The 26,922-nt window shown below is 63.6% G+C and carries 23 protein-coding genes; 13 read left to right on the forward strand and 10 right to left on the reverse strand.

Annotated elements, in window-relative coordinates; genetic code table 11:
* Positions 1–41 precede the first annotated feature (41 nt).
* Together ACFOW7_RS17255 and ACFOW7_RS17260 are read left to right on the forward strand one after the other, a co-directional pair.
* Entirely contained in the window at positions 42–341 is a 300-nt protein-coding gene (locus tag ACFOW7_RS17255) for a hypothetical protein (RefSeq protein WP_378166627.1), read from the forward strand.
* A gap of 226 nt (positions 342–567) precedes the next feature.
* Complete coding sequence (locus ACFOW7_RS17260) at positions 568–1,056, forward strand: GNAT family N-acetyltransferase (protein ID WP_378166629.1); 489 nt, start codon at positions 568–570, stop codon at positions 1,054–1,056.
* A gap of 265 nt (positions 1,057–1,321) precedes the next feature.
* Here ACFOW7_RS17260 and htpG read toward each other — a convergent pair whose 3' ends face one another.
* Positions 1,322–3,217 carry a molecular chaperone HtpG gene (gene htpG / locus ACFOW7_RS17265; protein WP_378166631.1) on the reverse strand — a complete coding sequence of 632 codons (1,896 nt, stop codon included), beginning with the start codon at positions 3,215–3,217 and terminating at the stop codon, positions 1,322–1,324.
* Between the two features lie 135 nt (positions 3,218–3,352).
* On the opposite strand from htpG, the gene ACFOW7_RS17270 reads away from it, so the two are divergent.
* Both ACFOW7_RS17270 and ACFOW7_RS17275 read left to right on the forward strand, forming a co-directional pair.
* Entirely contained in the window at positions 3,353–4,069 is a 717-nt protein-coding gene (locus tag ACFOW7_RS17270) for a J domain-containing protein (RefSeq protein ID WP_378166633.1), read from the forward strand.
* 35 nt (positions 4,070–4,104) lie between these two features.
* Entirely contained in the window at positions 4,105–4,596 is a 492-nt protein-coding gene (locus ACFOW7_RS17275) for a GNAT family N-acetyltransferase (protein WP_378166635.1), read from the forward strand.
* 192 nt (positions 4,597–4,788) lie between these two features.
* Here the strand turns inward: ACFOW7_RS17275 and ACFOW7_RS17280 are convergent, their stop codons facing one another.
* The 5 genes from ACFOW7_RS17280 to ACFOW7_RS17300 form a co-directional block, all read right to left on the reverse strand.
* On the reverse strand, positions 4,789–5,679 hold the full coding sequence (locus tag ACFOW7_RS17280; RefSeq protein ID WP_378166637.1) for a dihydrodipicolinate synthase family protein: 891 nt from the start codon (positions 5,677–5,679) through the stop codon (positions 4,789–4,791).
* 132 nt (positions 5,680–5,811) lie between these two features.
* On the reverse strand, positions 5,812–7,065 hold the full coding sequence (locus ACFOW7_RS17285) for an FAD-dependent oxidoreductase (protein WP_378166639.1): 1,254 nt from the start codon (positions 7,063–7,065) through the stop codon (positions 5,812–5,814).
* Entirely contained in the window at positions 7,058–7,312 is a 255-nt protein-coding gene (locus ACFOW7_RS17290) for a (2Fe-2S)-binding protein (protein ID WP_378166642.1), read from the reverse strand. Before ACFOW7_RS17290 ends, ACFOW7_RS17285 begins: the two co-directional genes overlap by 8 nt.
* The gene (locus ACFOW7_RS17295; RefSeq protein WP_378166645.1) at positions 7,305–8,438 is read right to left on the reverse strand and encodes an NAD(P)/FAD-dependent oxidoreductase; all 1,134 of its coding nucleotides are present in this window, start codon (positions 8,436–8,438) and stop codon (positions 7,305–7,307) included. The genes ACFOW7_RS17290 and ACFOW7_RS17295 overlap by 8 nt, the downstream gene beginning before the upstream one ends.
* Positions 8,435–9,376, reverse strand: coding sequence for a proline racemase family protein (locus ACFOW7_RS17300; RefSeq protein WP_378166647.1), 942 nt, complete (start codon positions 9,374–9,376; stop codon positions 8,435–8,437). The genes ACFOW7_RS17295 and ACFOW7_RS17300 overlap by 4 nt, the downstream gene beginning before the upstream one ends.
* 95 nt (positions 9,377–9,471) lie before the next feature.
* Here ACFOW7_RS17300 and ACFOW7_RS17305 point away from each other — a divergent pair, with 95 nt between their 5' ends.
* The 3 genes from ACFOW7_RS17305 (at position 9,472) to ACFOW7_RS17315 (ending at position 12,381) form a co-directional block, all read left to right on the forward strand.
* A complete protein-coding gene (locus ACFOW7_RS17305; protein ID WP_378166649.1) occupies positions 9,472–10,263 on the forward strand; it encodes an AraC family transcriptional regulator in 792 nt (263 codons plus the stop codon).
* 222 nt (positions 10,264–10,485) lie between these two features.
* Complete coding sequence (locus tag ACFOW7_RS17310; RefSeq protein ID WP_378166651.1) at positions 10,486–11,427, forward strand: DMT family transporter; 942 nt, start codon at positions 10,486–10,488, stop codon at positions 11,425–11,427.
* 72 nt (positions 11,428–11,499) lie between these two features.
* The gene (locus ACFOW7_RS17315; RefSeq protein ID WP_378166653.1) at positions 11,500–12,381 is read left to right on the forward strand and encodes a dienelactone hydrolase family protein; all 882 of its coding nucleotides are present in this window, start codon (positions 11,500–11,502) and stop codon (positions 12,379–12,381) included.
* A 24-nt stretch (positions 12,382–12,405) separates the two neighbouring features.
* Here ACFOW7_RS17315 and ACFOW7_RS17320 read toward each other — a convergent pair whose 3' ends face one another.
* A complete protein-coding gene (locus tag ACFOW7_RS17320; protein WP_378166655.1) occupies positions 12,406–13,623 on the reverse strand; it encodes a hypothetical protein in 1,218 nt (405 codons plus the stop codon).
* A 143-nt stretch (positions 13,624–13,766) separates the two neighbouring features.
* On the opposite strand from ACFOW7_RS17320, the gene ACFOW7_RS17325 reads away from it, so the two are divergent.
* Positions 13,767–14,201, forward strand: a complete 435-nt coding sequence (locus ACFOW7_RS17325) for a GNAT family N-acetyltransferase (protein WP_378166657.1) — start codon at positions 13,767–13,769, stop codon at positions 14,199–14,201.
* Positions 14,202–14,213: 12 nt separating this feature from the next.
* Here ACFOW7_RS17325 and ACFOW7_RS17330 read toward each other — a convergent pair whose 3' ends face one another.
* Positions 14,214–15,362: an SPFH domain-containing protein gene (locus ACFOW7_RS17330; RefSeq protein ID WP_378166659.1), complete on the reverse strand. Its 1,149-nt coding sequence runs from the start codon at positions 15,360–15,362 to the stop codon at positions 14,214–14,216.
* A 139-nt stretch (positions 15,363–15,501) separates the two neighbouring features.
* On the opposite strand from ACFOW7_RS17330, the gene ACFOW7_RS17335 reads away from it, so the two are divergent.
* A complete protein-coding gene (locus tag ACFOW7_RS17335) occupies positions 15,502–16,764 on the forward strand; it encodes a S1C family serine protease (RefSeq protein WP_378166661.1) in 1,263 nt (420 codons plus the stop codon).
* A complete protein-coding gene (locus ACFOW7_RS17340; RefSeq protein WP_378166663.1) occupies positions 16,752–17,711 on the forward strand; it encodes an FHA domain-containing protein in 960 nt (319 codons plus the stop codon). The genes ACFOW7_RS17335 and ACFOW7_RS17340 overlap by 13 nt, the downstream gene beginning before the upstream one ends.
* Before the next feature lie 159 nt (positions 17,712–17,870).
* On the opposite strand, the gene ACFOW7_RS17345 is transcribed toward ACFOW7_RS17340, so the two are convergent.
* Positions 17,871–19,358 (reverse strand): AMP nucleosidase, encoded by a 1,488-nt coding sequence (locus tag ACFOW7_RS17345; RefSeq protein ID WP_378166665.1) that lies wholly within the window; start codon positions 19,356–19,358, stop codon positions 17,871–17,873.
* A 350-nt stretch (positions 19,359–19,708) separates the two neighbouring features.
* On the reverse strand, positions 19,709–21,325 hold the full coding sequence (locus ACFOW7_RS17350) for a hypothetical protein (RefSeq protein ID WP_378166667.1): 1,617 nt from the start codon (positions 21,323–21,325) through the stop codon (positions 19,709–19,711).
* 509 nt (positions 21,326–21,834) lie between these two features.
* Here ACFOW7_RS17350 and ACFOW7_RS17355 point away from each other — a divergent pair.
* The 3 genes from ACFOW7_RS17355 to ACFOW7_RS17365 all read left to right on the forward strand — a co-directional run bounded on the left by ACFOW7_RS17355 (position 21,835) and on the right by ACFOW7_RS17365 (position 26,898).
* Positions 21,835–22,605 (forward strand): ParA family protein, encoded by a 771-nt coding sequence (locus ACFOW7_RS17355; protein WP_378166669.1) that lies wholly within the window; start codon positions 21,835–21,837, stop codon positions 22,603–22,605.
* Positions 22,606–22,618: 13 nt separating this feature from the next.
* Complete coding sequence (locus tag ACFOW7_RS17360; RefSeq protein ID WP_378166671.1) at positions 22,619–25,885, forward strand: PAS domain S-box protein; 3,267 nt, start codon at positions 22,619–22,621, stop codon at positions 25,883–25,885.
* Between the two features lie 116 nt (positions 25,886–26,001).
* A complete protein-coding gene (locus ACFOW7_RS17365) occupies positions 26,002–26,898 on the forward strand; it encodes a response regulator (protein ID WP_378166674.1) in 897 nt (298 codons plus the stop codon).
* The last annotated feature ends 24 nt before the right edge of the window (positions 26,899–26,922 follow it).

The following is a 26,922-nucleotide window of genomic DNA, read 5'->3' on the forward strand; positions in this document are numbered from 1 at the left end:
TTCACTATAGGACCGTTCGCGTGGTGGAGGGCAACTAGACGATGCTCAGTCTATTCGGAAAAATTTCTGCAAATTATTTTCTGATAAATAGTGCTATCTTGGATGTAAATAAACTTTATATGAAATTTCTTTATCAAGGTGGCTATACACTGTCAGCTTCCCTTCACTTTGTCCCCCATCCTCTCCACCCACCAGTACAGCGAGGCTTTCCCGCGTTAGTCGGCTCCGGCTGGCAGAGCCGATCTACGCTGACCGTTCGTCGTGTCGAGGCGGCCGGCAGAGCTGGAGATTTCTGGCAGTTATTGCTTGCCAAAGTGGCGGCCGGGGCTGGAAACGGCTAGCGGAGGGAGGTTGGGTAAAAAGCTCCTATCAAAAATCAGGAATGATTTTTTCAAATGTATAAGCAAGCAATCGGAGGAAATAATATAAAGGGGACGTTTGTCTCAGAGGCGGGGACAAAGCGGATGGGTCTGTCTATAACGCATAAAAATCGCTTCTCGCCAAAGTGCCTGGGCGGCCTGCTTGCCGGGACCGGGGGAAGGCGAGTGTTGGAGGAGGACAGTCCCGATGTCTTTGATCCCGGCCCGTCGGCCGATTGCCGAGCATGATCTGGAATTCCTGTGTCAGCTCTACGCCAGCACCCGCCAGGAAGAGATGAGCCGCAGCGGCTGGCCCGAGGAGGTCCAGGCCGATTTTCTGCGCCAGCAGTTCTGGATGCAGCACCGCTACTACCAGCAGTATTTCGTGGGCGGCGAGTTCGAACTGCTGCTTGATGGGGCGGGCGAGCCGATCGGCCGGCTCTACACCTATCTTTATCCGGACTCGCTCTGCATCGTCGATATCGCCCTGCTGCCCGAATGGCGCGGCCACGGGATCGGCACCTTCCTGCTGAACGAGCAATTGGCCCGCGCCGATGCGCTGGGTCTGCCGGTGACGCTCCATGTCGAGTATTACAACCGGGCCCGCGAATGGTATCGCCGGCTGGGTTTCAGCGAGCGTGGCGAGAACGGGGTCTATTACTGCATGGTGCGGGAGCCGGCCCTGGTGGCGGCCTAACCGTTTTCCGCCTGCTTCTGCTGAGGTCGGACGCCTTGCCCGGAGGGCACTTCGGACGGGTCGTTGCCGCCGGGACTTGTGCCATACGATGATGCCCGACCCAGCCCGCCACCACATCCTCTGTCCGGACGACGATCCGGCAAACCCGCTGCCTCAGCGCAAAAAAACACGGCGACCGGAAGGTCGCCGTGCTGGGGATCGTATTGCGCCCGACTGAGCGTCCGGGCCCGGGAGGCGTGGACGCCCAGTCGAGCGCCACCGGACATCAAGCCGACATGGCCAGCATGAGCTGGTTCATCCGCTTCACAAAGCCGGCCGGGTCTTCGAGCTGGCCGCCTTCGGCGAGCAGCGCCTGGTCGAACAGCACCTGGGACCAGGCTTCAAAGCGCGCGCTGTCGGCCTCGCCCTTGAGCTTCTGCACCAGGCCGTGGTCGGGGTTGATTTCCAGAATCGGCTGATGGGTATTGATCATCTGGCCGGCCGATTTCAGCAGGCGCTCCAGATGGCCGCTCATCGCGTTCTCGTCGGCGACCAGACAGGCCGGGCTGTCGGTCAGACGATGGGTCACGCGCACTTCCTTGACCCGCTCGCCCAGCGAGGTCTTGATCCGCTCGGTCAGCTCCTTGAAGTCGCTGGCCTTTTGTTCCTGTTCCTTCTTCTCGGCTTCGTCTTCGAGCTGGCCGAGGTCAAGGCCGCCCTTGGCCACCGACACCAGCGGCTTGCCTTCGAATTCGGTCAGGCTGGAGGTGAACCATTCATCGACGCGATCGGACAGGAGCAGCACTTCCACGCCCTTCTTGCGGAAGATTTCCAGATGCGGGCTGTTGCGGGCGCCGGCAAAGGTCTCGGCGGTGACGTAATAGATCTTGTCCTGGCCTTCCTTCATCCGGCCGATATAGTCGGCCAGCGACACGTTCTGGGTTTCGCTGTCGCTGTGGGTGGAGGAGAAGCGGCATAGCTTGGCGATCCGTTCGCGGTTGGCGAAATCTTCGCCCACGCCTTCCTTCAGCACCTTGCCGAATTCCTGCCAGAAGGTGGCGTAGTCGTCCTGGCGGTTTTCCGCCAGGTCTTCGAGGGTCGCCAGCACCTTCTTGACGCAACCGGCCTTGATTGCCTCGATGTCCTTGGAATGTTGCAGGATTTCGCGGCTGACATTGAGCGGCAGATCGTTCGAATCGATCACCCCGCGCACGAAGCGCAGATACTGCGGCAGCAGCTTGTCGGCGTCTTCGAGGATAAACACGCGGCGCACATACAGCTTCACGCCATGGCGGCGCTCGCGGTCGTACAGATCGAACGGGGCGCGTTTGGGGATGAACAGCAGTTCGGTGTATTCCTGCCGGCCTTCGACGCGGGCGTGGCTCCAGGCCAGCGGGTCTTCGAAGTCGTGGGCGACGTGCTTGTAGAACTCGCGGTATTCCTGCTCGCTGATCTCGGACTTGCTGCGCGCCCACAGGGCCGAAGCCTTGTTGACGGTTTCCAGTTCGTCGCTGATCACCGTCTCGCCGTTTTCCCCGTAGCTCGGCCCCTTCTTCATGCGGATCGGCAGGGTGATATGGTCGGAATACTTGCGCACGATGGACTTGAGCCGCCAGTCGTCGGCGAACTCGGCAGCGTCTTCGCGCAGATGCAGGGTGATCTCGGTGCCGCGTTGGGGCACATCGAGGTCTTCCAGGGTGTATTCGCCGGCGCCTTCGGATTCCCAGCGCACGCCCTGGCTGCTCGGCAGGCCGGCGCGGCGGGTGGTCAGCGTGACGCGGTCGGCTACGATAAAGGCCGAGTAGAAGCCGACGCCGAACTGACCGATCAGATTGGCATCCTTCTTGGCATCGCCCGACAGTTGCTCGAAGAAGGCGCGTGTGCCGGAGCGGGCGATGGTGCCGATATTGGCGATCACCTCGTCGCGGTTCATGCCGATGCCGTTATCGCGGATGGTCAGGGTCCGGGCATCCTTGTCGAAGCTCACTTCGATGCGCAGCTCACCGTCGTTCTCGTAGAGGCCATCATTGTCGAGCGCTTCGAACTTGAGCTTGTCGCAGGCGTCGGAGGCGTTGGAAATCAACTCGCGCAGAAAGATCTCCTTGTTCGAATACAAGGAGTGGATCATCAGGTGCAGCAGTTGTTTGACTTCGGTCTGGAACCCCAGCGTTTGCTTGCTCATCGTTGCATCTCCCTAAGAGCTGTAAGGTTTCACGAAACTATGGCCCGGCAGATGGGGCCGGGGCCGACGATTTCAAGCGTATTGGCGGATCGACTCAACATGAGAGAATCCGGGTTTTGTTATGCAGCGGCTGCCATGTCCAGCAAGAACCACTATCAATTGTTCGGCTTGTCCTCCACCGCTTCGCCCGTTGAGATCGAGGCGGCCTATCAACGTGTCAAAGGGCTGTACCAGCGCAACGGCGTCAGCGACGAAGCAAGGCTCGATGCCCTGGCCCAGGCGTATTCGGTATTGAGCGATCCGCTGCGGCGGCGGATTTACGACCGCAGCCTCGAACAGGACTCGCCGATGATCGACGAGGCCGAACCCGTCGGCACGGCCAATCTGGGTCTGCGCCTGCGCTGGTTGGCGGTGGCGTTGAGCCTGCTGCTCCTGGCGCTGGCCACGGTCTGGTGGGTCAGGCAGCGGCCTACCGAACCGGTGCCGGTCGATGCCGCCGTGGTGCTCGAAGGCCATAAGCCCGTCGCCGCTGCGCCAGACGCTCCCGCATCCGCTAACGGTCCCGATCAGGGCAAATGGCAGCGCAAATACGCCGAACTGGTCGAGTTGCAGGCCCATCTGCGCGAGCGCGAACAGCAGCTCCACAGTTGGCGCAATAAACAACTGTCGCGCCGCGACAGCGAAACAGACGGCGAAACCGATCAGCTCGACAACGAGCGCTATGAACGGACGCTCCAGCATGAGATCGAGTGGCTGACCATGCGGATCGACATCATCAATCAAGTCGAACTCAAGGCCGCCGCCCAGGGCACGCTGATGAAGCGGCAGGTGTACCAGCCGCCGGTGAGCTGAGGGGCCAGATAACTGACAGCAAGCGGGAGGATGTGATGAGGCTGAGATTCGAAAAGATCGACCTGGCGCATTTTTCCGTCTGCGTCCAATTCCGCACCGATTCCTACCAGTGCAGTTTCGGCTCGACGATGGGGCTGGCAGAGGAAATGGGACCGGATGGCCAGCGCTATCGGGAAAAGATCGAGCTGCGGGGACGGGACGCGCGCTGGGGCTACTACCACGTCTGGCAGGGCGACGAGATCATCGGCCAGCTCGAATTTCGCAGCTATTCGGAGCAGCAGGAAGGCTGGGGCTATGTCCACCTCTTCTATCTGGCCCCGGCCTTTCGCGGACGCGGACTGTTCCCGACCCTGCAAGACTTTGTCACCGATGCCCTGCGCGCCCAGCGATGCCGGGGCGCCTTTCTGTCAGTCAGTCCCACCAATACCCGGGCGCTGCGCTGCTATCAGAAGCATGGCTGGCGTTTCTTCGACGACAGTCCCAAACGACCCGGCTCGGCAATCTTCTGTTACGAGTTTCCCGCCTGAGGAAACAGCCGGCGGCGCTTTGGGGAAAAGCGCTGCCTGGGCTTGCGGGGGGCCGGACTCGACGGACGAGATCGCTTCTCGCTGTCCATGGCGTCCAGCGCCCTCAAGCCTCGGGCTGGATCAAGCCGCGGTGCGGCTGTTTCAGCCTGTGCTGTCGGACTGCCTGGACGCCCGGTTGAAGGCGAAACGAGCTCAGAGCGGGCGGGCAGCGAGCGAAGCCGTGATCAGTTGCCGTGCCTGCACCAGTTCGGCGCCTTCGAGTTCGAGCCGGGGCGGCCGTACCCGGGCCGAGCCCTGGCCCACGATCTGCTGGGTCAGTTTGATCAGTTGCACGAACTTGGGCACGGTATCGAGCCGCAGCAGCGGCAGGAACCACTCATACAGACGACGCGCTTCTTCATGCTGGCCGGCGCGGGCCAGGTCGAACAGCCGCACCGATTCGCGCGGCAGGGCGTTGACGAGGCCTGCGATCCAGAACGAGGCGCCGGCGGCCACCCCTTCGAGCAGCAGATCGTCCACGCCGACCCCAAGCGCCAGCTTGTCGCCCGCTAGTGCCCGCAGCGCGGCGATGCGACGCACATCGGTCGAGGATTCCTTGACCGCCGCCACATTGTCGTTTTCCTGCGCCAGTTCGACGATCTGGTTCGGGCTGAAATCGGTCCGGTAGGCCACCGGATTGTTGTAGATGATGCAAGGCAGCCGGGTGGCCCGGATCACGGCATTCATATGGGCCTTCATCTCGTACCAGTCGCTGCTGTAGACATAAGGCGGCAGCACCATCAGGCCGCGGGCGCCGGCCGTTTCGAAGCCCTGCGCCAGCCGTACCGCCTCGGCGGTGGACAAGGCCGCCACCCCCGGAATCACCGGCACATTCACTGCGCGCACACAACTGGCCACGATGGCGATCTTCTCGTCGGCACCGAGCGTGGCCGCCTCGCCCAGCGAGCCGCACGGCACCAGCGCGCTGCAACCGGCCGCTACCTGCCAGCTCGCGTGCTCGATCAAAAAGCCGTGATCGACGCTCAGATCGGCGTTGAACGGGGTGGTAATGGCGGGCATCACGCCCTCGAAACGAACCTGCATCGTGGTCTCCTGAAGATATGGTGGATGCTGCAAGATAGAGCGGTCAGGCTTTTTGTTTTTATTTTCTTGTTTCGATGGCTAGGTGTTTTGCTGTGATATTTCCTGATTTTTTATTATTGGTGGAATAACGACTCAGCTTTCCTGGTCGCAGGCCAAAGTCTCCAACCGGGCCGGCTGCAGGGGCGGCCGGGCGCCACGGCGTGGCCAGCCGAACAGCGCCTGACAGGCCGGGCCGCAGGTGCGGCCCTGACAGGCACCCATCCCGCAGCGGGTTTGCAGCTTGGCTTCGCGCCAGTCGTCAAAGCGGGCCAGTTCGGCCATCCGGACGTCTTCGCAGCGGCAGATCACCGTATCGGCGCGGGCCAGGCGCATCAGTTCGGAACGGAGGGCGAAGGTCTCTTGCAGCAGCTCGGCAAAACGGTGGCTGCGGACGCGGCGGCGAAACAGCGCCAGCGCTTCTTCGGTGCGGCCAAGGGCGGCGAGCGCAGCAATCCGCCCTTCGACCTCGGCCTTGTCCACCCCGCCGATCCCGGTCATCTCGCCGGCGGCATAGACCCCGGCCACGCTGGTCTTTTGCAGCGCATCGACGGCGACGGTTTCGCCGTCGAGCGCACAGCCGAGCAATTCGGCCAGTTCGGCATTGGGCAGCAGGCCAAAGGCGCAGGCCAGATAGTCGCAGCGCTGTACCCGCATATCGCCGCCGATCAGCATGCGGATGCCTTCGAGTTTGTCGCGGCCCAGCGCCGACAGGACGAAGCCATCGGTGACATAGGGCACATCGGCCAGCCGGGCCTTCAGCATGGCTGCCTGCAACAGCTTGGCCGGATGGCCCAGCAGATGTCGGGTGAAACGGCGGATGGCCGTCTGATTGGCCTGTTCCAGCATCATCAGCACCCGGGCACCGGCCTTGCGCAGGCTCCAGGCGGCGGCAAGCAGCAGCGGACCGCTGCCGGCCACGATCACCTTGCGACCCTCGATCGGCCAGCCGCCCTTGACCAGCGCTTGCAGGCCGCCCACCCCGGTGACGCCGGGCAGGGTCCAGCCCGGGAAGGGCAACAGCCGCTCACGCGCCCCGCCGGCCAGGATCAGTCGGCGATAGCGGATCAGCATCGCCTCGCTGCCATGTTCGACCAGCAGTTGGCCTGCCTTGGGCGCGGCGACGACCCGATGGCCGGGGCGCCAGTCGACACCGAGCCTGGACAGGGCGGCAAACGCCGCATGGGCGCGCGGATGGCGGTTGCGCTGCGGGCCACCGCGCCAGATCTGGCCGCCGGGCAAGGGATTGTCGTCGAGCAGACACACCCGCGCCCCGGCCTGGGCCGCTTCGCGTGCGGCGGCCAGTCCGGCCGGGCCGGCGCCGACGATCAGCAGTTCGGGTTCAGACATCGCTCTCGATCTCCATGCCGTGGGTCGCCAATACCTGGCAGGCGCGCTGATAGGGCCGGCCATCGATCGTGACGCGGCATTCGAAACAACTGCCCATGCCACAGACCGGCGCGCGCGGCGCCAGCTCGACCGAGCGGTGCAGATGGTCCAGACCGCTGCGCGCCAGCACGGCGGCCACGGTCAGATGGCCGGGCTGGACGATCCGCACGGTGCGGCCGTTGACCCGCAGGGAAATGCTTTTAGCCATGACAGATCTCGGGCTCGGGCGTTGCCACGCTGAAGCGGGCCGGGTCGTAGGCGCTGCTGGGCAGCGCACTGGGCCGGCCGGTCAGTCGGGCAGCCAGATGGGCGGCGCTCGATAGCGCCGTGGTGATCCCCAGCCCCTCATGGCCCGTGGCCAGCCACAGGCCGGGCCGGTCGGGCAGGGGACCGAGCAGGGGCAGCTTGTCGGGGGTGGCAGGACGCAGACCGGTCCAGGTACGCACGGCCTGGAGATGACGCAGACCGGGCAGAAAATCGAAAGCACGCAACAGCATGCGGCGCAGCAGCGGCCAGTCGATCTCGGGCCGGCTGTCGTGGTACTGGCGCGACGAGCCGATCAGCAGTTGTCCGGTGGCACGCGGCTGCACATTGAAGGCCACTGAGGCATCGTCGTTGCCGTGGGCCGACTGGGCATAACCGAGTTCGATCAGTTGATGGCGCACCAGCCCGGCATAGCGCTCGGTAATCACCAGCTGGCCCTTGCGCGGCTGGAGCGGCAGACCCGGCACCAGCGCAGTCGAGTTGACCCCGGCAGCGACCACTACCTGCTCGGCGGCAATGCGCGAGCCGTCTTCGAGCCGTACCACCCCTTCATCGACGGCCTGGGCGCGCTGGCGGATCAACTGCGTCCCGCGCAGTTCGGCCCGCTGGAGCAGAAAGGCCACCGCAGCGGGCGGATAGATCACCGCTTCGTCAGGCCGCAGCAGACCACCGGCCAGACCTTGCGCCAGATTGGGTTCGAGTCGGTAAAGGATTTCCGGTGTCAGCAACTCGGCCTTGAGGCCCAGCCGGCGGAATACCGCTTGCTTGGCGGCGGCCGTGGCCATCTCTTCTTCGTTGCGGGCCAGCCACAGCGTGCCGCAGGCGCGGTATTCGACCGCCGAGGGCAGGTCGCCTTGCAGCGCCTGCCAGCGGCGCAGACCGTCGCGTGCCAGCGCCAGTTCGGCGGCATTGCCGTCGAGCGCGACCAGATGGCCCATTCCGGCCGCCGAGGTGCCGCCGCCCGGGATACCGGCCTCGATCACCGCGACCTTGAGGCGAAGCTGGCTTAGGGCGTCAGCCAGCGCGGCGCCGATAATGCCGGCGCCGACCACTGCGATATCGACTTTCACGAGCGCATGCCCCAGGCAAACGGATCGTCAGGATCGATGATCAGGCGCGATTGGGCGTTGACGTAGGCGCTGCCGGTGATTTCCGGCAGCAATTGGCCGTCGCGCCAGACCAGCCTCGCTTCGAAGCGACTGCCCAGCACGCTTTCCTGCACCCAGACCTCATCGGTGCTGAGCTGGCCATCGGCATAGAGGCAGGCCAGTTTGGCGCTGGTGCCGGTGCCGCAGGGCGAGCGGTCGTAGGCATAGCCCGGGCACAGCACGAAGTTGCGGCTGTCGGCGCCGCTGGGCGAGGGGCCGAGCAGCTCGATATGGTCGATCTCGGCGCCGTCGGCGCCACGGATGCCCGAGCGCTCGAGCGCCTGGCGGATCCGCGAGGCGCAGTCGCTCAGCCGCGGGATATTGGCCGGTTTGAGTTCGAGGCCGTGGTCGGATACCAGGAAGAACCAGTTGCCGCCCCAGGCGATATCACCGTGCAGGCGGCCGTAGCCTTCGACCTCGACCGCGACTGCCGCGGCATGGCGATAGCTCGGGACATTGAGCAGCCGTACCCGATGGGCGTCGAGCAACTCGGCCTCGACCACCCCGACCGGAGTTTCGATCCGATGCACGCCCGGGGTGATGCGGCCCAGATGGGCCAGTGTCACCATCAGACCGATGGTGCCGTGGCCACACATGCCGATCACACCGACGTTGTTGAAAAAAATAACCGCCGCCGAACAGGTGGGGTCGGACGGCGGACAGAGGAGAGCGCCAACCACCGGATCGGCGCCGCGCGGTTCACACGCAATCGCGCTACGATAGTGGTCGAATTGTGTCCGGAATAATTCGCGGCGGGCGAGGAGGGGACCCTCGCCCAGTTCGGGACCTCCGGCGATCACGACCCGCGTTGGTTCCCCGCCGGTGTGCGAATCGATCACCTCGATTGTGATTTTCCTCATCCTCTTCCTCGCCGGCTTGTGTAGAAACCGTTGCACATGGTAGTGATTTGGCATAAGTAAATATTGGCTGATTCTCCCGCCTTCACACGGTAATCATGCAAATCGACCGCGTACATCTTTCCCCCGAGATCACGGCCTGGCGTCAGGACTTTATTGCCCGCCTTGCCACCCCCACGGCGATCGAGCCTTTGTTCGATCGTCTGCCCGATGTGGTCTTCTCGATCAAGGACCGCGCCGGGCGTTATATCTTCATCAGCGAAGCCTGCGTCGAGCGCTGCGGTCTGGAGAACCGCGGCGACGCCATTGGCCGCACCGCCCACGATCTGTTTCCCAAGCATATGGCCGACCGCTATGTGCGGCAGGATGAAACCCTGTTCCGCACCGGTCGTGCCGTGGTCGACAACCTCGATCTGACCCTGTTCAACGATGGTCAGCCCGGCTGGTGCCTGACCAACAAGGTGCCCTTGTACGACCGTGACAAGGTATTGATAGGACTGGCCTGTCTGTCCAAGGACCTGATCGAACCGAGCCGGGCCGGCTATATCGATGCCCGTTTCGCCGCTGCGATCGACCATGCCTTGACCCATTACGCCGAACCGCTGCCGATCGACGAGCTGGCCGATCTGGCCGGTATCTCGGCGGCGCAGTTCGATCGGCGCATGAAAAAGGTGTTCCAGATCTCGGCCTGTCAGTTCCTGATCAAGGTACGCATCGACGCCGCCACCGAGCGCCTGGCCCATAGCGACGACAAGATCGCCGATATCGCCATCGCCTGCGGTTTCTGCGATCAGAGCGCCCTGTCGCGCCAGTTCCGCCAACTGACCGGACTGACCCCGCGCCAGTACCGCAGTCTGCTCGAACGCAACCGGGCCGAAGCGCGTAACTAGAGGCGGTCCGGCCGGTGCAGGCGGCGTGGGCCGTCGGGTCGATGTCGCCCTTAAAATAAAATATTCTGCAATATATTATCAAGTAATAAAGCGTAGGAAATAAAAATTAGATAATAATATGCAATATTATGATTTGCCGCCGCAGTCTGGGTGGGCGGATCATCTGCGCTTTCAACGCCAGGTCGGCGGCGCCTGCTGCCGACCCGCTCCGAGGACACCGCCGTGTCGATTTCCGCCGCCTCCCGCTCTCCCGCCCTGGCCTATGTGCTGCTGACCCTGACCAGTCTGTTCTGGTCGGGCAATTTCGTTCTGGCGCGGGCGATGCATGCTTCGATTCCGCCGATGACGCTGTCGCTTGGGCGTTGGCTGGTGGCGCTGGCCTGTCTGGCACCGTTCGCCTGGCCGCGGGCCTGGGCCAATCGGGCAGCGCTCAAGGCCAGTTGGCGCCGGGTGGTGGCGCTGGGGCTGATCGGCATCGCCGGCTTCAATACCCTGGTCTATGCCGCCTTGCAGGAGACCAGTGCGACCAATGGCGTGCTGATGAATTCGTTTATCCCGATCCTGATCCTGCTGTTGGGCGCCGTGTTCTGGGGCGAGCGGCTGGTGCTGCGGCAGATAAGCGGGGTGGCGCTGTCGTTTATCGGGGTGGTGGTGATTCTGTGCCAGGGCGACCCGGTGCTGCTGGCCCGGCTCGAATTCAACCGGGGCGACCTGCTGATGTTTCTGGCGGCGCTCGATTGGGCGCTCTACACCCTGGTGGTGCGTGGGCTGGACCCGGAAGTTGACCGTCTGGGGCTGTTAGGGGTGATCATCCCGATTGGCCTGCTGGCCATCCTGCCCTGCTATGGCTGGGAAGTATCGCAAGGCCACTGGGTGGCAATGACGCCGGGCAATATCGTGACCTTCCTCTATGTCGGCCTGTTTCCTTCGGTGCTGGCCTATCTGTTCTACAACCGTGGCGTGGCCGAAGTGGGCGCCGCCCGGGCCGGGGCGTTTATCCATCTGATGCCGGTGTTTGGCACCGTGCTGTCCATCGTGTTTCTCGACGAGCGTTTCCGCTGGTTCCATGCGCTGGGGGTGGCGGCGATCTTCGGCGGCTTGCTGATCTCGGAGCGGCGCCGGCCAGCCGCCGTTGTGTCGACGCCCCAATCGGAACGGCCATAAGGGTCGTTGCTGGCGTTTCCCCGGGTGATGAGCGATAAACAGCGCTGTTCTTTGTCCCCAGGAGCGCAGCCGATGTCCGATGATCGTTTGGAAGACGCCGTACCGTTTGCCCCCAAGACCGAGTTCAACCGCCGGGAATTTATCGCAAGCTCCCTGGCGGTCGGCTTTGCCGCTGCCGTCCAGCCGGTGATGGCCAATACCCTGATCCAGACCGACAGCAAAGGTCTGCTCGCTGGCGAAGTGAAGATTCCGGTCACCGGCATCGAGATGCCCGCCTATCGGGCGATGCCGGAAGGCAAAGGCCCGTTTCCGACCGTGCTGGTGGTGCAGGAAATCTTCGGCGTCCATGAGCATATCCGCGATGTCTGTCGCCGGCTGGCCAAGGCCGGCTATTTCGCCGTGGCGCCCGAGCTGTATGTGCGGCAGGGCGAGGTGTCCAAGATCAGCGCGACCGATGAGATCGTGAAGCAGGTGGTGTCCAAGGTCCCCGATGCCCAGGTGATGGACGACCTCGACCGGGTGGTCGCCTGGGCCAAGTCCGACGGCCATGCCGATACCGGACGGCTCGCCATCACCGGTTTTTGCTGGGGCGGCCGCATCGTCTGGCTCTATGCCGCGCACAATCCGGCACTCAAGGCCGGGGTCGCCTGGTATGGCCGGGTGGTGGGCGAGCCCAAGCCGCCGATCAATCCGCGTCATCCGGTCGATGTGGCGGCCGAACTCAAGGCGCCGGTGCTGGGGCTGTATGGCGGCGCCGACAGCGGAATTCCGCTCGAGGCAGTGGAAAAGATGCGCGAAGCGCTGAAAAAAGCCGGCAAACCGTCGGAAATCATGGTCTACCCCGATATGCCGCACGGCTTTCACGCCGACTACCGTCCGAGCTACCGCAAGGAAGCGGCCGAGGATGGCTGGAAACGGATGCTCGAATGGTTCAAGGGCCACGGCGCTGCTTGATCCGTTTTAGTGGAAAAAAACAGGCTATGTCTCTGCAAGAGAAATAGCCTGTTGTATTGAAAATGGATCGTATTGTGTCTGAGTGTTTCGAGGGGTCGAATCGAGCGGCAGACTCAGGGCCGACACCTCGAAACTGGCCTTCATTTCGGTCCGGCTGCGACCGTCGCCGACCACCAGCACCAGAAAGCCGCCCAGCAGCACGGCCAGCACCAGCAGGGCGATTTTCCAGATCGACCAGGGCCGTTCGCCCTGGACTTCGCCGGTCTGGCCATTGACCAGAAAACGATAGGTCTTGCCGCCATAGCGATAGGACGACAGCCACAGCGGCAGCAGGATGTGCTTGAAACGGATGGCGTGGTAATGCGGCTGCATCTCGTGGATACGCTGCTGGTCGCCTCCAATGTCGCGGGCAATGGCGCTGCGGATGGCGGCTTCCATGATGTCGCGTGCCTGGCCGAAACCGGCTTCGAGGCCCAGTTGATAGGCTTCGACGGTAAAGCCGCTGACGAAGTCGTCGCGATAGGCGGTGAGTTTTTCCAATTGCCACGGTTGCAGCGCGTCGGCCTGTTCGCGTGGCAGCGAGCTGCTGGCCGGGATCAGCAGATCGTCAAACGTGAGCGAGACCACGCCGGCGGCCGGGCTCCAGCGGATCTTCTGGACCTGCCGGGTCTTGCTGACGCCGTTTTCCATATATTGCTCGGTCACGGTGTAGTAGTCGCCGCGCTCGCCGCGATAGGGGGTGTTGCTGGCGGCATCATAGGTCCAGTAGGGCAGATAGCAGCCCTTGAGGCCGTTTTCGGTGCGATAGCTGGTCTTGAGGGCGCTGGGGGCGAACCATAGGCCATCGATCCAGCGCTTGAAGCGTTCGCGGGCATCGGCCTGCTTGATCTCGAACGGGGCAATCGCTCGCGGGCGGATTTGCCGGCTGGCGTAGGCATTGCTGGCGATCAGTGGCGCGGCGCAGAACGGGCAGCGATCGGCGGTGACATTGGCGGGCAGTTGCGAAGCGGCGCCGCAACCGGTGCATTTGACTGCCTGCCGCTCCAGCTGCGGTTCGGCGCCGGCCTGCTGGGCCAGATAGCTGGCGTAGTCGAGTTCTTCGACGGCGGCGGCGACTTCGCTCTGATCGGCCGAGGCGATCTCGTTTTCGGCGCCGCAATAGGGACATTTCAAGGCATGCTGCCCCGGCGCGAATTCGAGCTTGGCGCCGCAGGCTTTGCAGGGATAGGTTTTGGTGGCCATGGTCCGGTTCTGATCGTTGTGCTGTACGAAGCTAGCACGCCAAAGCCGGCTGTCCCAAGCTGTGCAGTGGTAGAGGGGCGGCAATGGATCAAACCGGCTCAGGGGCCGGATGGTCGCGCCGAATTAAGAAAGAGGGCAGAGCAGTGAAGTTGCTGGTTCGTCACGCACAACATGCCGATGCCGCCGCTGTGGCGGCCTTATTGCCCGATCTGGGCTATAGCGCGACGGCAGAGGAGGTGGCGCGTCGCTTGGAGCACCTGTGGCAATGGCCCGATCAGGTGATATGGGTGGCTGAGCGAGCGGGTGTGCTGCTGGGCCTATGCCACCTCCAGGGGGTACCACTGCTGGCCAGCGATGGCTATGCCGAAGTCCAGGCACTGGTGGTGGCGCAGGCGGCTCAGCGCAGCGGGGTCGGGACGGCGTTGCTCCGGCAGGCGCGCGAGTGGGCGCGGGAAAAGGGATATGCCCGGTTGCGCCTGCGCTCGGGTGTCCATCGTGAAGAAGCCCACCGCTTTTATGAAGCGGTGGGCTTTACCCGGCTGCGGGCCAGTTATGCCTTCGAGTGTCGCGAGGCTTGAACCGGCACGGCCTTACTGTGGCGGCAACGGTGGCGGTTGCTGGCCGAACAGCGGGGCGAGTTCGGACACTTCGGCGGCGCGGCCCCATTGGGCCATGCCTTGTTTCCAGACCAGGCTGTCGCGGGTGAGTTGACCGCTGGCGATCTGGCTTTGCAGGGCCGGCAGGTCGAACGGACCGGTCTGCTGGCCGTTGAGCGCCACGAACAGTTGCAGCGCCTGCGGCAGCGGCGGCGGCATCGAGCCGCCGGCCTGCTGTTGCGCTTGCAGGCCGACCGGCTGGTTCGACTGTTTGCCATCGGCAAACAGCCCGCCCATGCCCTGGTTGAGCATCACGCCCACCCCCATCCCCATCATGCCGCCGGCAGCGCCTTGGTTCTGTGCCGCGTCGCGCATCGCCTGCGCAGCCTGATATTGGCCGAAAGTATGCATATTGCCGATTGCACGCATTGCACCTTGCTGATCAATGGCACGTTCTACTTCTTCTGGTAGGCCGATGTCCTGGACCTGCACTTCGACCAGCTCAAGCCCCATCCGTTGGAAGTCGGCACCGATCTTTTCCTTGATCCGCTCGCTGACGACCGACACCTTGCTTTCGAGGTCGATCACCGGCACGCCGAGTTCGGGCATGACTTCCTTGATCCGCATGCCGACCTTGCCGCGCAGGTTTTCCTCGATATCCTCGACATAGAGGTCGGCCTTGGTGCCGACCAGATCGAGCAGCACGGTCTTGGGGTCCTTGACCCGGATCGAATAAAGGCCGAAGGCGGTGACGCGGACCACGCCGAATTCCGGGTCGCGCATGGTGGCGGGGCCTGGGGTGCCCCAGCGCAGATTGGGATAGAGACGGGTATTGAAGAAGTAGACTTCAGCTTTGAAAGGACTGTTAAAGCCGTATTTCCAGCCCTTGAGCGTGGCCAGGATAGGCATGTTTTCGGTATTGAGCTGATACATGCCGGGACGGAAGATATCGACTTCCTGACCCTTGCCGAGTTGACCTTCGTTGACCACGACGGCCAGTTGGCCTTCGCGGACAGTCAGTTTGGCACCGTATTTGATTTCATTTTGATAACGTTCGAAGCGATGCACGATAACGTCGGGGTTGTCCTCTACCCACTCGACGATATCGATAAACTCACCCTTGAGTTTGTCCCATAAGCCCATGATGCAACTCCTTCAGGCGTTGAATTTCCAATAGCGTCCACGATAGCGCCATGCTGCGCAAGGCCAAGCGTCGGACGAATCCCGGCGGGCTTGACGTAGAATCGGCGCTTTGATTCCTATTTGTTATGGTAAGCCCAGCGTGACAGTTTTCCCTCGATTGTTTTCCCGATTGCTTTATCTGGCGCTGCTGCTGCTCGGCGCCAGCGGCGTCATGGCCGTGCCGACCGAAGAAGTATTCAGCCGTTACAAGGACCGTATCGTCCAGGTCCGCATTCTCGATGTGGCAGCCGGCACCCGGGTGGGCTACGGCAGCGGTTTTGCCGCCACCCAGGCCGACCGGATCGTGACCAATTTCCATGTGATCGCACCGATGATCCATGCGCCCGACCATCACCGGATCGAGCTGCAACAGGTCGATGGCCGCAGCATGGGCGCCGAGCTGGTCGGCTTTGATGCGGTACGCGATCTGGCGGTGCTCAGACCGTCGCAGCCGCTGGCGGGCTTCTTCCCGATCGCCGAGGGCGACCCGCCCAAGGGGATGCGGCTGTTCTCCTTCGGGGTACCCAATGACCTCGATTTCACCATTGTCGAAGGCACTTATAACGGCCTGATCGGCAATTCTCTCTACGACCGTATCCATTTCACCGGCGCCATCAACTCGGGGATGAGCGGTGGCCCGGTGATCGACGGCGACGGCCGTATCGTCGGCGTCAATGTGGCCACCGAATCGAACTCGGTCGGCTTTCTGGTGCCGGGCGCCGATGTGCGGCGTCTGCTGGCCCAGCCGGTCAAGCCGCCCTCGCATTGGCGCGATCAGCTGCGCGACCAGTTGCTGGCCCATCAGGAGAAAGTCATGGCGCCGCTGATCGGTCGGCCGCTGCCTGGCTACGATCTCGGCCGCTACCGGCTGCCGGGGCGCTTTGCCCAGTATCTGCGCTGCTGGGCCGATGCCCGCCGGCGCGATACCGAGCCGTTCCAGGTGGTGTCGCAGCTATGCCATAACGAGGACGCCATTTTTGTCAGCGATTCGCTGATGAGCGGCCAGATCCGCTTCCGTCACGATCTGCTCGAAGCGCCCAAGCTCGACCGCTTCCGCTTCGCCCGGCTGTACCAGCGCTATCTGGAGACCGGCGAGGCCGATCTCGGGGGCGATCAGGATGAAGTCGGCAATTTCGTCTGCCAGCAGAATTTCGTGCAAAGCCGTGGTCCCAAGCTCAAGGCCGTGCTGTGCCTGCGCGGCTATCGCCGACTGACCGGCCTCTACGACCTGTTCCTGCGCGTCGCTTCGCTCGATCGCCACGATGAGGGCATGGTCAGCACCCTGGTGATTTCCGGTGTGTCGTACCGCAATGCCATGGCCTTTTCCAAACACTATCTGGAGCAGGTGCAATGGAAGCGGTGATCTGGGTAGAGGAACTGGACCATGCCGGCCGGGTGCGCCTGCGTCACCGTGTCGCCGGTCGGCGGGCCCGGATCGGCCGGGCTTATGCGGCCGATGTGCTGATCGATGATGCCTATGTCTCGCCGCTGCATCTGGAAGTCGAGCTGCTTGAAGACGGCGGCCTGACGCTGCGCGATCTGGGCAGCGCCAACGGCAGCCAACTCGACGGGCGGCCGTTCGAACAGGTGATTACCGCGTCCGACTGTACGGTCCGGATCGGCGAGAGTCTGCTGCGTCTGCGCAGCGCCGCGCATACGGTGCCGGCTGCCGTGCTGGGGCGCCAGCGTGACTGGCTGGGGCTGCTGCGCGGTCGCTGGGTGCCCCTGCTGCTGGTGCTGGCGACGCTGGGAGTGATCGCCGGCGAGCAATGGCTCGATCGGCTCGATCCGACTCAATTGGCCAGCGAACTGGGCCAGTTGCTGGCGATCATGGGGGGATTGCAGCTGTGGGCGCTGCTGTGGGCTGGCTTTAGCCGGCTGCTGCTCCATCGCAATGAGTTCGGCCGCCATCTGGCCATCGGCTCGCTGGCGCTTTTGCTGTGGATTGCAGGCAATGAGCTGCTCGATCTGCTCGAATACGCCTGGCTGGGCGGTTTGTTCGGCTTTGTGCTGCGGCTGCTGCTGTTCGCCGGCCTGGGCTTTGCGCTGCTGTTTGCCCATCTGCGCCTGACCAGTCGGGTGACCGACCGGCGTCTGGCCACGATTGTGGCGATCCAGGTGGGCTTTGGCCTGAGCTGCTTTCTGCTGCTGCAATATATCGACAGCGACCGCTTCGATAGCGAACCGGCCTACGACAGCCGGATCGCTCCGTTGCCCGCAGGCTGGCTGCCCGCCGACGGCATCGACGAGTTCTTTGCCGACAGCGAAGCGCTCAAGCAGGAGGCCGACGAGGCGGCCAAACAGCCGTGATGTAAGAATCTTTACTTTTCTTTGAAAACAAAAAACCAGTCTTGCAATGAGTAAGACTGGTTTTTTGCTTTTGGCCTTCTGTCCGCTCTTTGTGTCGGCCTGGGCCGTCGCTGCCAGGCTGTCGGGTGCGGCCCCGACAGCCTGGCAGCCCTGTCGACTTTACTGGAAGGCCACTTCGGCAAAGCTGCGCAGCTTGCGGCTATGCAGCTGGGCGGCGCCTTGCTGGCGCAGCAGCTCGACGGCACGGATGCCGATACGCAGATGCTGGTTCACCCGTTCGCGGTAGAAGTGGTTGGCCATCCCGGGCAGCTTGATTTCGCCATGAAGCGGCTTGTCGCTGACGCACAGCAAGGTGCCGTAGGGCACGCGGAAGCGGAAACCATTGGCGGCGATCGTGGCGCTTTCCATATCGAGCGCCACGGCGCGGCTCTGGCTGAAGCGCCGCTGCGGCCGGTTGTCCGGCAGCAGTTCCCAGTTGCGGTTGTCGGTGCTGGCCACCGTGCCGGTGCGCATGATGCGCTTGAGGTCCAGATCCTTCATCTCGGTCACGTCGGACACGGCGGCTTCGAGCGCCTGCTGGATTTCCGCCAGTGCCGGAATCGGCACCCACAGCGGCAGGTCCTCATCGAGCACATGGTCTTCGCGCACATAGCCGTGAGCGAGCACATAGTCGCCGAGCTGCTGGGTGGTGCGCAGGCCGGCGCAGTGGCCCAGCATCAGCCAGGCATGCGGCCGCAGCACGGCCACATGGTCGGTGATGGTCTTGGCGTTGGCCGGCCCCACCCCGATATTGACCATGGTAATGCCGCTGTGCCGGTCGCTGACCAGATGGTAGGCCGGCATCTGCGGCAGGCGGGGCGGCGGGGTGCCGGCGTCGTCGCCGGCTTCGGGCGGCAGGCCGACCCGGCGGGTGATCACATTGCCCGGTTCGACAAAGGCGGTGTATTCGCTGTTCGGATCGCTCATCGCCTCGCGGCCCAGCCGGACGAATTCGTCGATATAGAACTGGTAGTTGGTGAACAGCACGAAATTCTGGAAATGGTCGGCTGCCGTGCCGGTGTAGTGGCGCAGCCGGTGCAGCGAGTAATCGACCCGGGGCGCGGTAAACAGCGCAAGCGGCTGGGGCTGGCCCGGACCCGGATCGTAGGTGCCGTTGGCGATCCCGTCGTCCATGGCGTTCAGATCGGGCAGATCGAACAGCTCACGCATCTGCATCCGCCGGGCGGCGTCGAGGTTGACGTCGCTGTGGTCCTGCTCGGCAAAGGCGAAATGGACCGGGATCGGCTGGGTGCTGGTGCCGATTTCCAGTTCGCACTGGTGGTTTTGCAGCAGCAGGGTGAACTGGGCCAGATAGTAGTTGGCGAACAGATCGGGCCGGGTCAGGGTGGTCTCGAAACGACCGGGGCCGGACACGAAGCCATAGCTCAGATGGGCATTATGGGCTGCCCGTGAGGCGGTGCTGGTCTGAACCCGCACAAAGGGATAGCAGGCCCGCACCCGGCGCGGCAGGGTCTCGCCCGAGACATAGCGGTGCAGCGCTTCACGCAGATGGGCCAGCCCGTCGGCATAGATCTGCTGCACCCGCTCCAGTGCAGCGGCTGGGTCGGTATAACGGGTCGGGGCGATATAGGGAGGGAGTTCGGGCATCGTGGCTTCCAAAATGGTAAACCCGCTATTGTGACGCAATCCGCCCCTGTCTCGCACGTCGGCATGCGGCCGGCCGGCTGGCAAGGCAGGGTGGGACGCGAACGAGGGGCCCCGGCAACATGTGGGTCTGCCCGCCACCCCTTTCCCGCATAGCATCCGCTTTGCCGCCGCAAAGCACCGATCTTCGCGTTCTTCTCACAGTCCGCCCTGGACGGCTTGGCGCAGGAGCATGGAGGACGTGCTTGTTCTGGTTGGAAGGCGGATGGACGAAAAAATTTTCTTTTTTCATTATTTACTACTTCTGGACTTGCAAAGATTTTGCAGAATTATTTCCTATCCGCCTCTGCCCCTTATTTTCTCCCTTTGATCAGATAAGCCGAACAATCGGCCGTCCCACGCAGCAGGCGCACCGGGCTGTCGGCCGCCGCAAAGCCCAGACAGAGCGAGCGGGCTGCTGCATTGGCCTGTTCGACGTCGGCAAAGCGCAGGCGCAGGCTGAAGCCGGCGCTTGAGCGGTCCTCGCCCAGCAAGGCCGCGACATCGGCGCGCTCAAGCCGCTGCTGGACCACTTCCAGCGGCGCGGTCGGCAAGGCGACATAGAGTCGGGGCGCGGCGGCGCTGTCGGGCAGGTCGAGCCAGCCTTCGGCCGTGACGCTGTGCTGCTCGACCGTCAGCCGGTCGAGCGAGCCGCCGTAGTCGCTGGCCACCGCTTGCGGCGTCTGCCCGACCAGCAGCGTGATCTGGCGCTCGGGGCAGCCGCCATCGAGCGCGGCCGGTTCGCGCCACTGATAGAGCCCGCGCCGGTCGGCTTCGCGCAGGATGGCTGCGGCGAGTTCGGGACTGTAATGGTTGAAGCGCGGCCGGCAGGCGACGCTAGCGGCGTGCAGCGTGGCATTGGCGCGGTGACGCTGTTCGATTTCAGGCTGGATGCGCCAGACAATCGCGCCATAGACCCCGCTGCCGACCAGCAGCAACAGCAGGAACTGCCAGTTGCGCAGGGTGATCCGGTTGAGGAAGTGGCAGAGCAGCAGACCGGCCAGCAGCGCCGAGTTGATGGCGTAGCGCGAGGACAGCGCACTGTCGATGCCCATGACCAGCCGATTGAACGCGGTGGCGGCGGCCGAGCTCAGGATCAGCGCGATGCACAGGAACAGAAACGGGGTGTGACGATGGATGCCCTGGCGCAGGGCCAGCGCGACACCGGCCAGCAGCACGGCGCCCAGCGCCAGCGCCGGTTTGGCGGCCGGCAGCAGCGAGCCCAGGAACATCAGGCCGAAACGAAGCGCCTGTCCGGGCTGCTGCAGAGCCAGCGCCAGGCTTTGCGACTCGGTGGTGCGGGTGCCGAAATGCTGATGGATCAGCATATAGGCCAGCACACAGCCAAGGGCAGTGAGCCCGAGACACAGACCGGCACGCCAGCGTCGCTGACTGACGAGCCACAGCGTCAGCAGTCCGAGGCAAAACAGGCCGTTGGCCTGGCACAGAAAGGCCGCGACGCCGGCTGCGGCGGCAGCGGCGACCCCGCGTCGGCCGTGGCGCGGGTCGATCAGCAGAAAGCTCAGAAAGGAAAAGAACAGCACACCGTAGTTGGAGGTGGCTGCCATCGCCCACAGGCTGCTGTCGTAGATGCGCGGGGTGAACAGCAGCAGCGAGGCCAGGGGCAGCCAGCTCCAGTGCCCGTCGGGCTGCCGGCTCTGATGCCAGCCCAGCAGGCCAAGCAGGCCGAGCAGGTAGAGATTGCCTATCCATTGCACCACCCGAAAATCGAGCTGGCCAGTCAGCAGATAGTCGAGCAGGAATACCAGCCGGGTGGTGGCGATAATATGTTCGTTATTCGGTTCGAAAAAGAAAGCGAACCAGTCGCGCTGTGCCAATAAACGGCTCATGGCCCGCAGTCCGGCCTCGTAATCGTCCCAATAGGGAATATTCTGGCCATGGCGCAATACCAGCCAGGCGAAAATACCCATCGGTAATAAAGTCAGCACCGATAGATAAGAGATTTTCAAAGGTCGAAAAGACGATTGCATAATTTCCCGCTAAAAAGGAAATGGCACAGGAAGGCTGCTGGGAATCGGCCGCCTGCCGCAATGGCAGGGAGCCAGGCTGGGTGCGGCAGGCAGACAGGCCGCTGCCGCACCGGAAACGGCCGTGGAGGCTGGCGCAATCCGCCATGGCGTCACCATGCCGTCCGAGGAGGAACGGCGGCAATTTATATTCGGTGCGACAGGGCTGTCCAGTTAAGGAATCGTGCTTGTGGCGCAAATCACGGCGTGATAATGCCGGCGCTTTTTTTGTAAACAGACTGATTGGAATGTTTGTGCCAGCAGCCTGAAAAATGGCGCTGCCGTTGCCCGGTCCGGCCTGCGCAAGTCTGCCTGCTGCGGGGTTTTCCCTCGGGGTGCGAACATGACTTGAGCGGTAACAGGCTCTAGAATCCGGAAGTGGTCCGGATAATGCCAAAACGAGGAGGGAACGGATGAAACGGGTGATCTTCAACCAGAAAGGCGGGGTCGGGAAATCGACCATCGCGGTCAATCTGGCGGCCATCGCCGCCAGCCAGGGGCGCCGTACCCTGTTGATCGATATGGACCCGCAGTGCAATGCCAGCCGTTATCTGCTGGGCGATGCCGCCCGCGATATCACCCCCACGCTGGCCGACTATTTTGAACAGACCCTCAATTTCAGCCTGTTCTCCAAACCAGCCACGGCCTTTGTCCATCCGACGCCGTTCGACAATCTGATGCTGCTGCCATCCCATCCCGAGATCGGCGAGTTGCAGGCCAAACTCGAAGCGCGCCACAAGATCTACAAGCTGCGCGATACCGTGAACGACCTGGGCAAGGAGTACGACGAGATCTTTATCGATACCCCGCCCGCCTACAACTTCTTCACCCAGTCGGCGCTGATTGCCACCGAACGCTGTCTGATCCCGTTCGATTGCGACGACTTCTCGCGCCAGGCGCTCTATACCCTGCTTGGCAATGTGCGCGAGATCCAGGAGGACCACAACCAGCAGCTGACCGTCGAGGGCATCGTGGTCAACCAGTTTCTGCCGCGCGCAAGCCTGCCGCAGCGGCTGGTCAGCGAACTCAAGGAAGAAGGGCTGCCGGTGCTCGACAGTCACCTGTCGTCCTCGGTCAAGATTCGTGAATCCCATGAACGTGCCCTGCCGATGATCCATCTCGACCCACGCCACAAGCTGGCACAGGAATTCGTCGCCCTGTACCGCGAGCTGGAAGCTGCCTAGGCCAGGAGACGAGGTGAATTCACGCTGGAGCCTGGCGAGCATCGTACTGGTGGCCGGCTTGAGCCTGACGGCCGGCCTCGACTACTGGCGCCTGGTCGACGAGGAGCGCACGCTGCTGGCGCAATTGCGGCGCGATGCCGAGGTCCGGCTCGATGCCCAATCGGCGGCGCTCCATCGTGCCGTCGCCATGCTCGAAGTGCTGGCGGCCTTTTTCGAGCGCGAACCGCGCCCGGCGCCAGGGCAGTTCATCCGCTTTGCCACCCCTTTGCAACGTCAGCCCGGCGTCGGCTCCCTGCTGGTCGCCGAGCGCGTGCCGGGCGCCGAGCGCTCCGGCTTTGAAATCGCCTGGCGCAGCGCCTACCCCGATTTTTCGGTCCGTCTGCGCAACCCCACCGGCCAACTGGTGCTGGCCCCGCCGCGTGCCGACTATTTTCCGGTGATCTATGGCGCGGTGGCTTTTCCCACCCGTTTTGCCATCGGTCTCGATCTGGCGGCCGACCGCACCATCTCCCAGGCACTGGTCACCGCCCGTGAGCGCGACAAAGCCCTGTCGGCGCCGGTGCGCACCGAAGGCGGCGAGGTCAATTCGCTATTGATGGCGCTGCGCACCGACGGCAGCGGCCGCACCCGGCTCTACGGGCTGGTGCTGTCGCCGCGCACCCTGATTGCCGCAGCGCCCGAGAGTCCCGAGCTGCTGCGCGACTACTGGTTCGATGTCGCCGATAAAAGCCGCGACGAGCAACTGTTCCCGCTCGATCAGGACAGCACCAACTGGCCCCGGCTGCTGCTGGCCAAGCGCGAGGTCGAAGTGGGCGGCCGGCTGTGGCGGCTCGAATCGCGGCTCGACCCCAGGGTGGTGGATCAGCGCCTGGGTGAAGGCCGCTGGATGCTGTGGCTGCTCGGCCTGCTCGGCTCCTGCGCCGCCGCCACGGCCGCCGTGCTGAGCCGGCGCCGGCCCGAGGTCAACGACGATGGTTCGCTCGGGCTGGAAAACGCCCGGCTGCGTTCGGCCCTGAACGAGCAGCAGGCGGCCGTGGCCAGTGCGCGGCGCGATGGGCTGCGGCTACAGACCATTCTCGATACCGCCAACGAGGCGGTGGTGCTGATCGACGAGCGCGGCCATATCGAGCTGTTCAATGCGGCGGCCGAGCGGCTGTTCGGCTATCAGGCGGCCGAGGTGCTCAACGTCAATGTGTCGATCCTGATGCCGCCTTCGTACCGCAGCCGGCACGACGAGTCGATTGCCCAGTATCTGCGCACCGGCATGTCGCGCGTGATGGGGCTGAGCCGCGAGCTGCTGGCACAGAAAAAGGGCGGGGCGGCTTTTCCGATCGAACTGTCGCTCAATGAATTTCGCCTCGGCGAAGCGCGCTATTTCGTCGGCCTGATCCGCGACATCACCGACCGCAAGCGCACCGAGCGCGTGCTGTTCGAGAGCGAATACAAGCACCGGGCCATTCTCGATGCGGCCTATATCGGCATCTATGTGCACCAGGATGGCCGCCTGCGCTTTGTCAATCCGACCTTTGCCAGCTATTTCGGCCTCAATGCCAGCGAGCTGGTCGAGCGCCAGTCGCTGGTCGATCTGGTGGCGCCCGAGTGGCGCACGGCACTTGAGATGGCGCTCGATATCGACAGCTCAGGCGGCCGGCCGACCGAGCTGGTGATGCAGCGGCCCGACGGCAGCCGCTTCTATGCGCTGTTTACCGCCAAGCCGATCATTTTCGACAACCGGCCGGGTCTGGCCGGCTCGCTGCTCGATGTGTCCGAGCGCAAGGCGGCCGAAGAGGCCATGCTGCGGGCCGAAATCAAGAACGTGGCCATTCTCGAGGCCATTCCCGATCTGATGCTGCAACTCGATGCCAGCGGTCTGGTGGTCGATTGCCGTGCCCGCGCCGGCAGCGCCGAATTCGGTCTGCCGGCCGACTGCCTGGGCCACCATTACAAGCGCGTCCTGCCGGTCGAATTCGCCCGCGAACTCGAAGCCGCGCTGAGCCAGCCCTTGCGGGTGCGGGCGCGCTCGTTCGAGTACGCCCTGCGTGCCGGCGAAGTCAGCATGCGTCACTTCGAGGCTCGTATCACCCCGACCAGCGAGGGCGAGTCGCTGGTGATGGTGCGCGATATCACCGAGCGCAAGCAGATCGAGGCCGAACTGATCCGCCACCGCGACCACCTGGCCGAGCTGGTGCGCGAGCGTACCGCCGAGCTCAATTCGCTGTTTGCCGCCAGTCCGCTGCCAACGGCGCTGCTGTCGCAGCGGCGCTATGTCGAGGTCAACAATGCATTCGAGTCGCTGTTCGGCTATACCCGTGAAGAGCTGATCGGCGAATCGACCCTGAAGCTGCTTGCCGATCCCGGCGATTTCGAGCTGATCGGCCGCTATATCTACCCGGCGCTTTCTACCGGTCAGGTGGTGCGCTCGGAAGTGCGCTATCAGAGCGCCGACGGCCGCATCATCCTGTGCGAGGCGTTCGGCAAGGCGATCAATGCCGAAGACCCGCTGTATGGTTCGGTCTGGGTCTATCAGGACATCGGCGAGCGCCGCGCCGCCGAGGAGGCGCTCAAGCTCGCCAAGGAAATGGCCGAGGCGGCCAACCAGGCCAAGTCGGAATTCCTGGCCAATATGTCGCACGAGCTGCGCACGCCGATGCATGCGGTGCTGAGCTTTGCCGAACTGGGAGAAACCAAGGCCGGCGAAGCCGAACCCGGCAAGCTCGCCCACTACTTCGGCCGGATTCGCTCGAGCGGGCAGCGGCTCTTGCAGATCCTCAACGATCTGCTCGATCTGTCCAAGCTCGAGGCCGGCAAGATGCGCTACGACATGCAGGCGACCCGGCTCGATCGGGTGGCGCTCGATATCGCCGAGGAACTCGGTCCGATCGGCCGGCCGCGCGGGGTACGGATCGAAGTGGCCCGGCCCGAAGGGATTCCCGAAGTGCGCGGCGACGCTTTCCGGCTCGGTCAGGTGCTGCGCAATCTGGTGGCCAATGCCATCAAGTTCAGCCCCGACGACAGTACCGTGTCGATCGGTTTCGAATGGGACGAGCGGGTGCTGTGGGTGGCGGTCGAGGATCAGGGCATCGGCATTCCGCCCGGTGAGCTGGAGCGTATCTTCGACAAATTCATCCAGTCGTCGAAGACCAAGACCGGCGCCGGCGGCACGGGCCTGGGACTTGCTATCTCGCGCGAGATCGTTCTGGCGCATCGCGGCGATATCCACGCCGAAAACCGCGAAGGCGGCGGTGCCCGTTTCGTATTCTGGCTGCCACGGCTGGGCTAGCCGCACCGCTGGCAGAAACGCTGTTATCCTGTCGCGTCGTCGCTCGGGACAATGATCTCCCCGCATCGCGGCCGATAATGGGCTAAATCAGTAGCATGGTAAGCAAGGAGGTTCCAATGCCGAAGGCGACGCTGTTACTCGTCGACGACGAACCGTTCAATCTTGAGATCCTGTCCGAGCATCTGAGCGACGCCGGTTATGAGATCGAAACCGCGGTCGATGGTGAGCATGCCTGGGACTGGCTCACCCGCGCCGGCGACCGTTTCGATGCCGTGCTGCTCGACCGCATGATGCCCGGCCTCAACGGCATGGAAGTGCTGAAGCGGCTCAAGGCACATCCCCAACTGCAAAATCTGCCCGTGATCCTGCAAACCGCCATCGGCTCGGCCGATGGAGTGCGCGAAGGGATGGAGGCGGGCGCCTACTACTACCTGACCAAACCGTTCGAGCGCGACATGCTGCTGGCGATCGTCGCCGCCGCCGTGGCGCAGCACCGCGCCCGGCGCGCCGTCAAACAGGCCGCTGCCCATCCGATCGAAGGTCTGGGCTTCCTGTACGAAGGTGAATTCCGCGTGGTGCGGCTCGATGAGGCACAACGGGTCGCGGCGCTGCTGGGCCGGCTCTGTCCCAAGCCCGAGCGGGTGGCGCTGGGGCTGACCGAGCTGATCGTCAACGGCATCGAACACGGCAATCTCGACCTGGGCTACGCCGACAAGAAGGCGCTGATGCAGTCGGGCACCTGGCGCGACGAGATCGAACGGCGCCTGTCGCTGCCCGAATATTCGCGCAAGCAGGTCCGGGTCAAGGTGGTGCGGACCATGGATACCTTGCGTATCGAAGTGATCGACGAAGGCGAAGGCTTCGATTGGCAGCGCTATATCGAATTCGACCCCAACCGCGCCTTCGACCCCAATGGCCGTGGCATCTCGATGGCCCGCGCCATGAGCTTTGCTTCGCTCGAATATCGTGGCAACGGCAATACGGCGGTGGCGACCATATTGCTCAGCGAATAAGCCTGCGTGGCTGGGCTGAGTAAT

The sequence above is a fragment of the Chitinimonas lacunae genome, assembly GCF_042650885.1.
In the GTDB taxonomy this organism is placed as follows: Bacteria; Pseudomonadota; Gammaproteobacteria; order Burkholderiales; family Chitinimonadaceae; genus Chitinimonas_A; species Chitinimonas_A lacunae.

What these genes read in the sequence shown, in the direction of transcription:
- ACFOW7_RS17255 (WP_378166627.1), top strand. Translation starts at nt 42, where the DNA reads ATGCTCAGTCTATTCGGAAAAATTTCTGCAAATTATTTTCTGATAAAT.
- ACFOW7_RS17260 (WP_378166629.1), top strand. Translation starts at nt 568, where the DNA reads ATGTCTTTGATCCCGGCCCGTCGGCCGATTGCCGAGCATGATCTGGAA.
- htpG (WP_378166631.1), bottom strand. Translation starts at nt 3,217, where the DNA reads ATGAGCAAGCAAACGCTGGGGTTCCAGACCGAAGTCAAACAACTGCTG.
- ACFOW7_RS17270 (WP_378166633.1), top strand. Translation starts at nt 3,353, where the DNA reads ATGTCCAGCAAGAACCACTATCAATTGTTCGGCTTGTCCTCCACCGCT.
- ACFOW7_RS17275 (WP_378166635.1), top strand. Translation starts at nt 4,105, where the DNA reads ATGAGGCTGAGATTCGAAAAGATCGACCTGGCGCATTTTTCCGTCTGC.
- ACFOW7_RS17280 (WP_378166637.1), bottom strand. Translation starts at nt 5,679, where the DNA reads ATGCAGGTTCGTTTCGAGGGCGTGATGCCCGCCATTACCACCCCGTTC.
- ACFOW7_RS17285 (WP_378166639.1), bottom strand. Translation starts at nt 7,065, where the DNA reads ATGTCTGAACCCGAACTGCTGATCGTCGGCGCCGGCCCGGCCGGACTG.
- ACFOW7_RS17290 (WP_378166642.1), bottom strand. Translation starts at nt 7,312, where the DNA reads ATGGCTAAAAGCATTTCCCTGCGGGTCAACGGCCGCACCGTGCGGATC.
- ACFOW7_RS17300 (WP_378166647.1), bottom strand. Translation starts at nt 9,376, where the DNA reads ATGAGGAAAATCACAATCGAGGTGATCGATTCGCACACCGGCGGGGAA.
- ACFOW7_RS17305 (WP_378166649.1), top strand. Translation starts at nt 9,472, where the DNA reads ATGCAAATCGACCGCGTACATCTTTCCCCCGAGATCACGGCCTGGCGT.
- ACFOW7_RS17315 (WP_378166653.1), top strand. Translation starts at nt 11,500, where the DNA reads ATGTCCGATGATCGTTTGGAAGACGCCGTACCGTTTGCCCCCAAGACC.
- ACFOW7_RS17320 (WP_378166655.1), bottom strand. Translation starts at nt 13,623, where the DNA reads ATGGCCACCAAAACCTATCCCTGCAAAGCCTGCGGCGCCAAGCTCGAA.
- ACFOW7_RS17330 (WP_378166659.1), bottom strand. Translation starts at nt 15,362, where the DNA reads ATGGGCTTATGGGACAAACTCAAGGGTGAGTTTATCGATATCGTCGAG.
- ACFOW7_RS17340 (WP_378166663.1), top strand. Translation starts at nt 16,752, where the DNA reads ATGGAAGCGGTGATCTGGGTAGAGGAACTGGACCATGCCGGCCGGGTG.
- ACFOW7_RS17345 (WP_378166665.1), bottom strand. Translation starts at nt 19,358, where the DNA reads ATGCCCGAACTCCCTCCCTATATCGCCCCGACCCGTTATACCGACCCA.
- ACFOW7_RS17350 (WP_378166667.1), bottom strand. Translation starts at nt 21,325, where the DNA reads ATGGGTATTTTCGCCTGGCTGGTATTGCGCCATGGCCAGAATATTCCC.
- ACFOW7_RS17355 (WP_378166669.1), top strand. Translation starts at nt 21,835, where the DNA reads ATGAAACGGGTGATCTTCAACCAGAAAGGCGGGGTCGGGAAATCGACC.
- ACFOW7_RS17365 (WP_378166674.1), top strand. Translation starts at nt 26,002, where the DNA reads ATGCCGAAGGCGACGCTGTTACTCGTCGACGACGAACCGTTCAATCTT.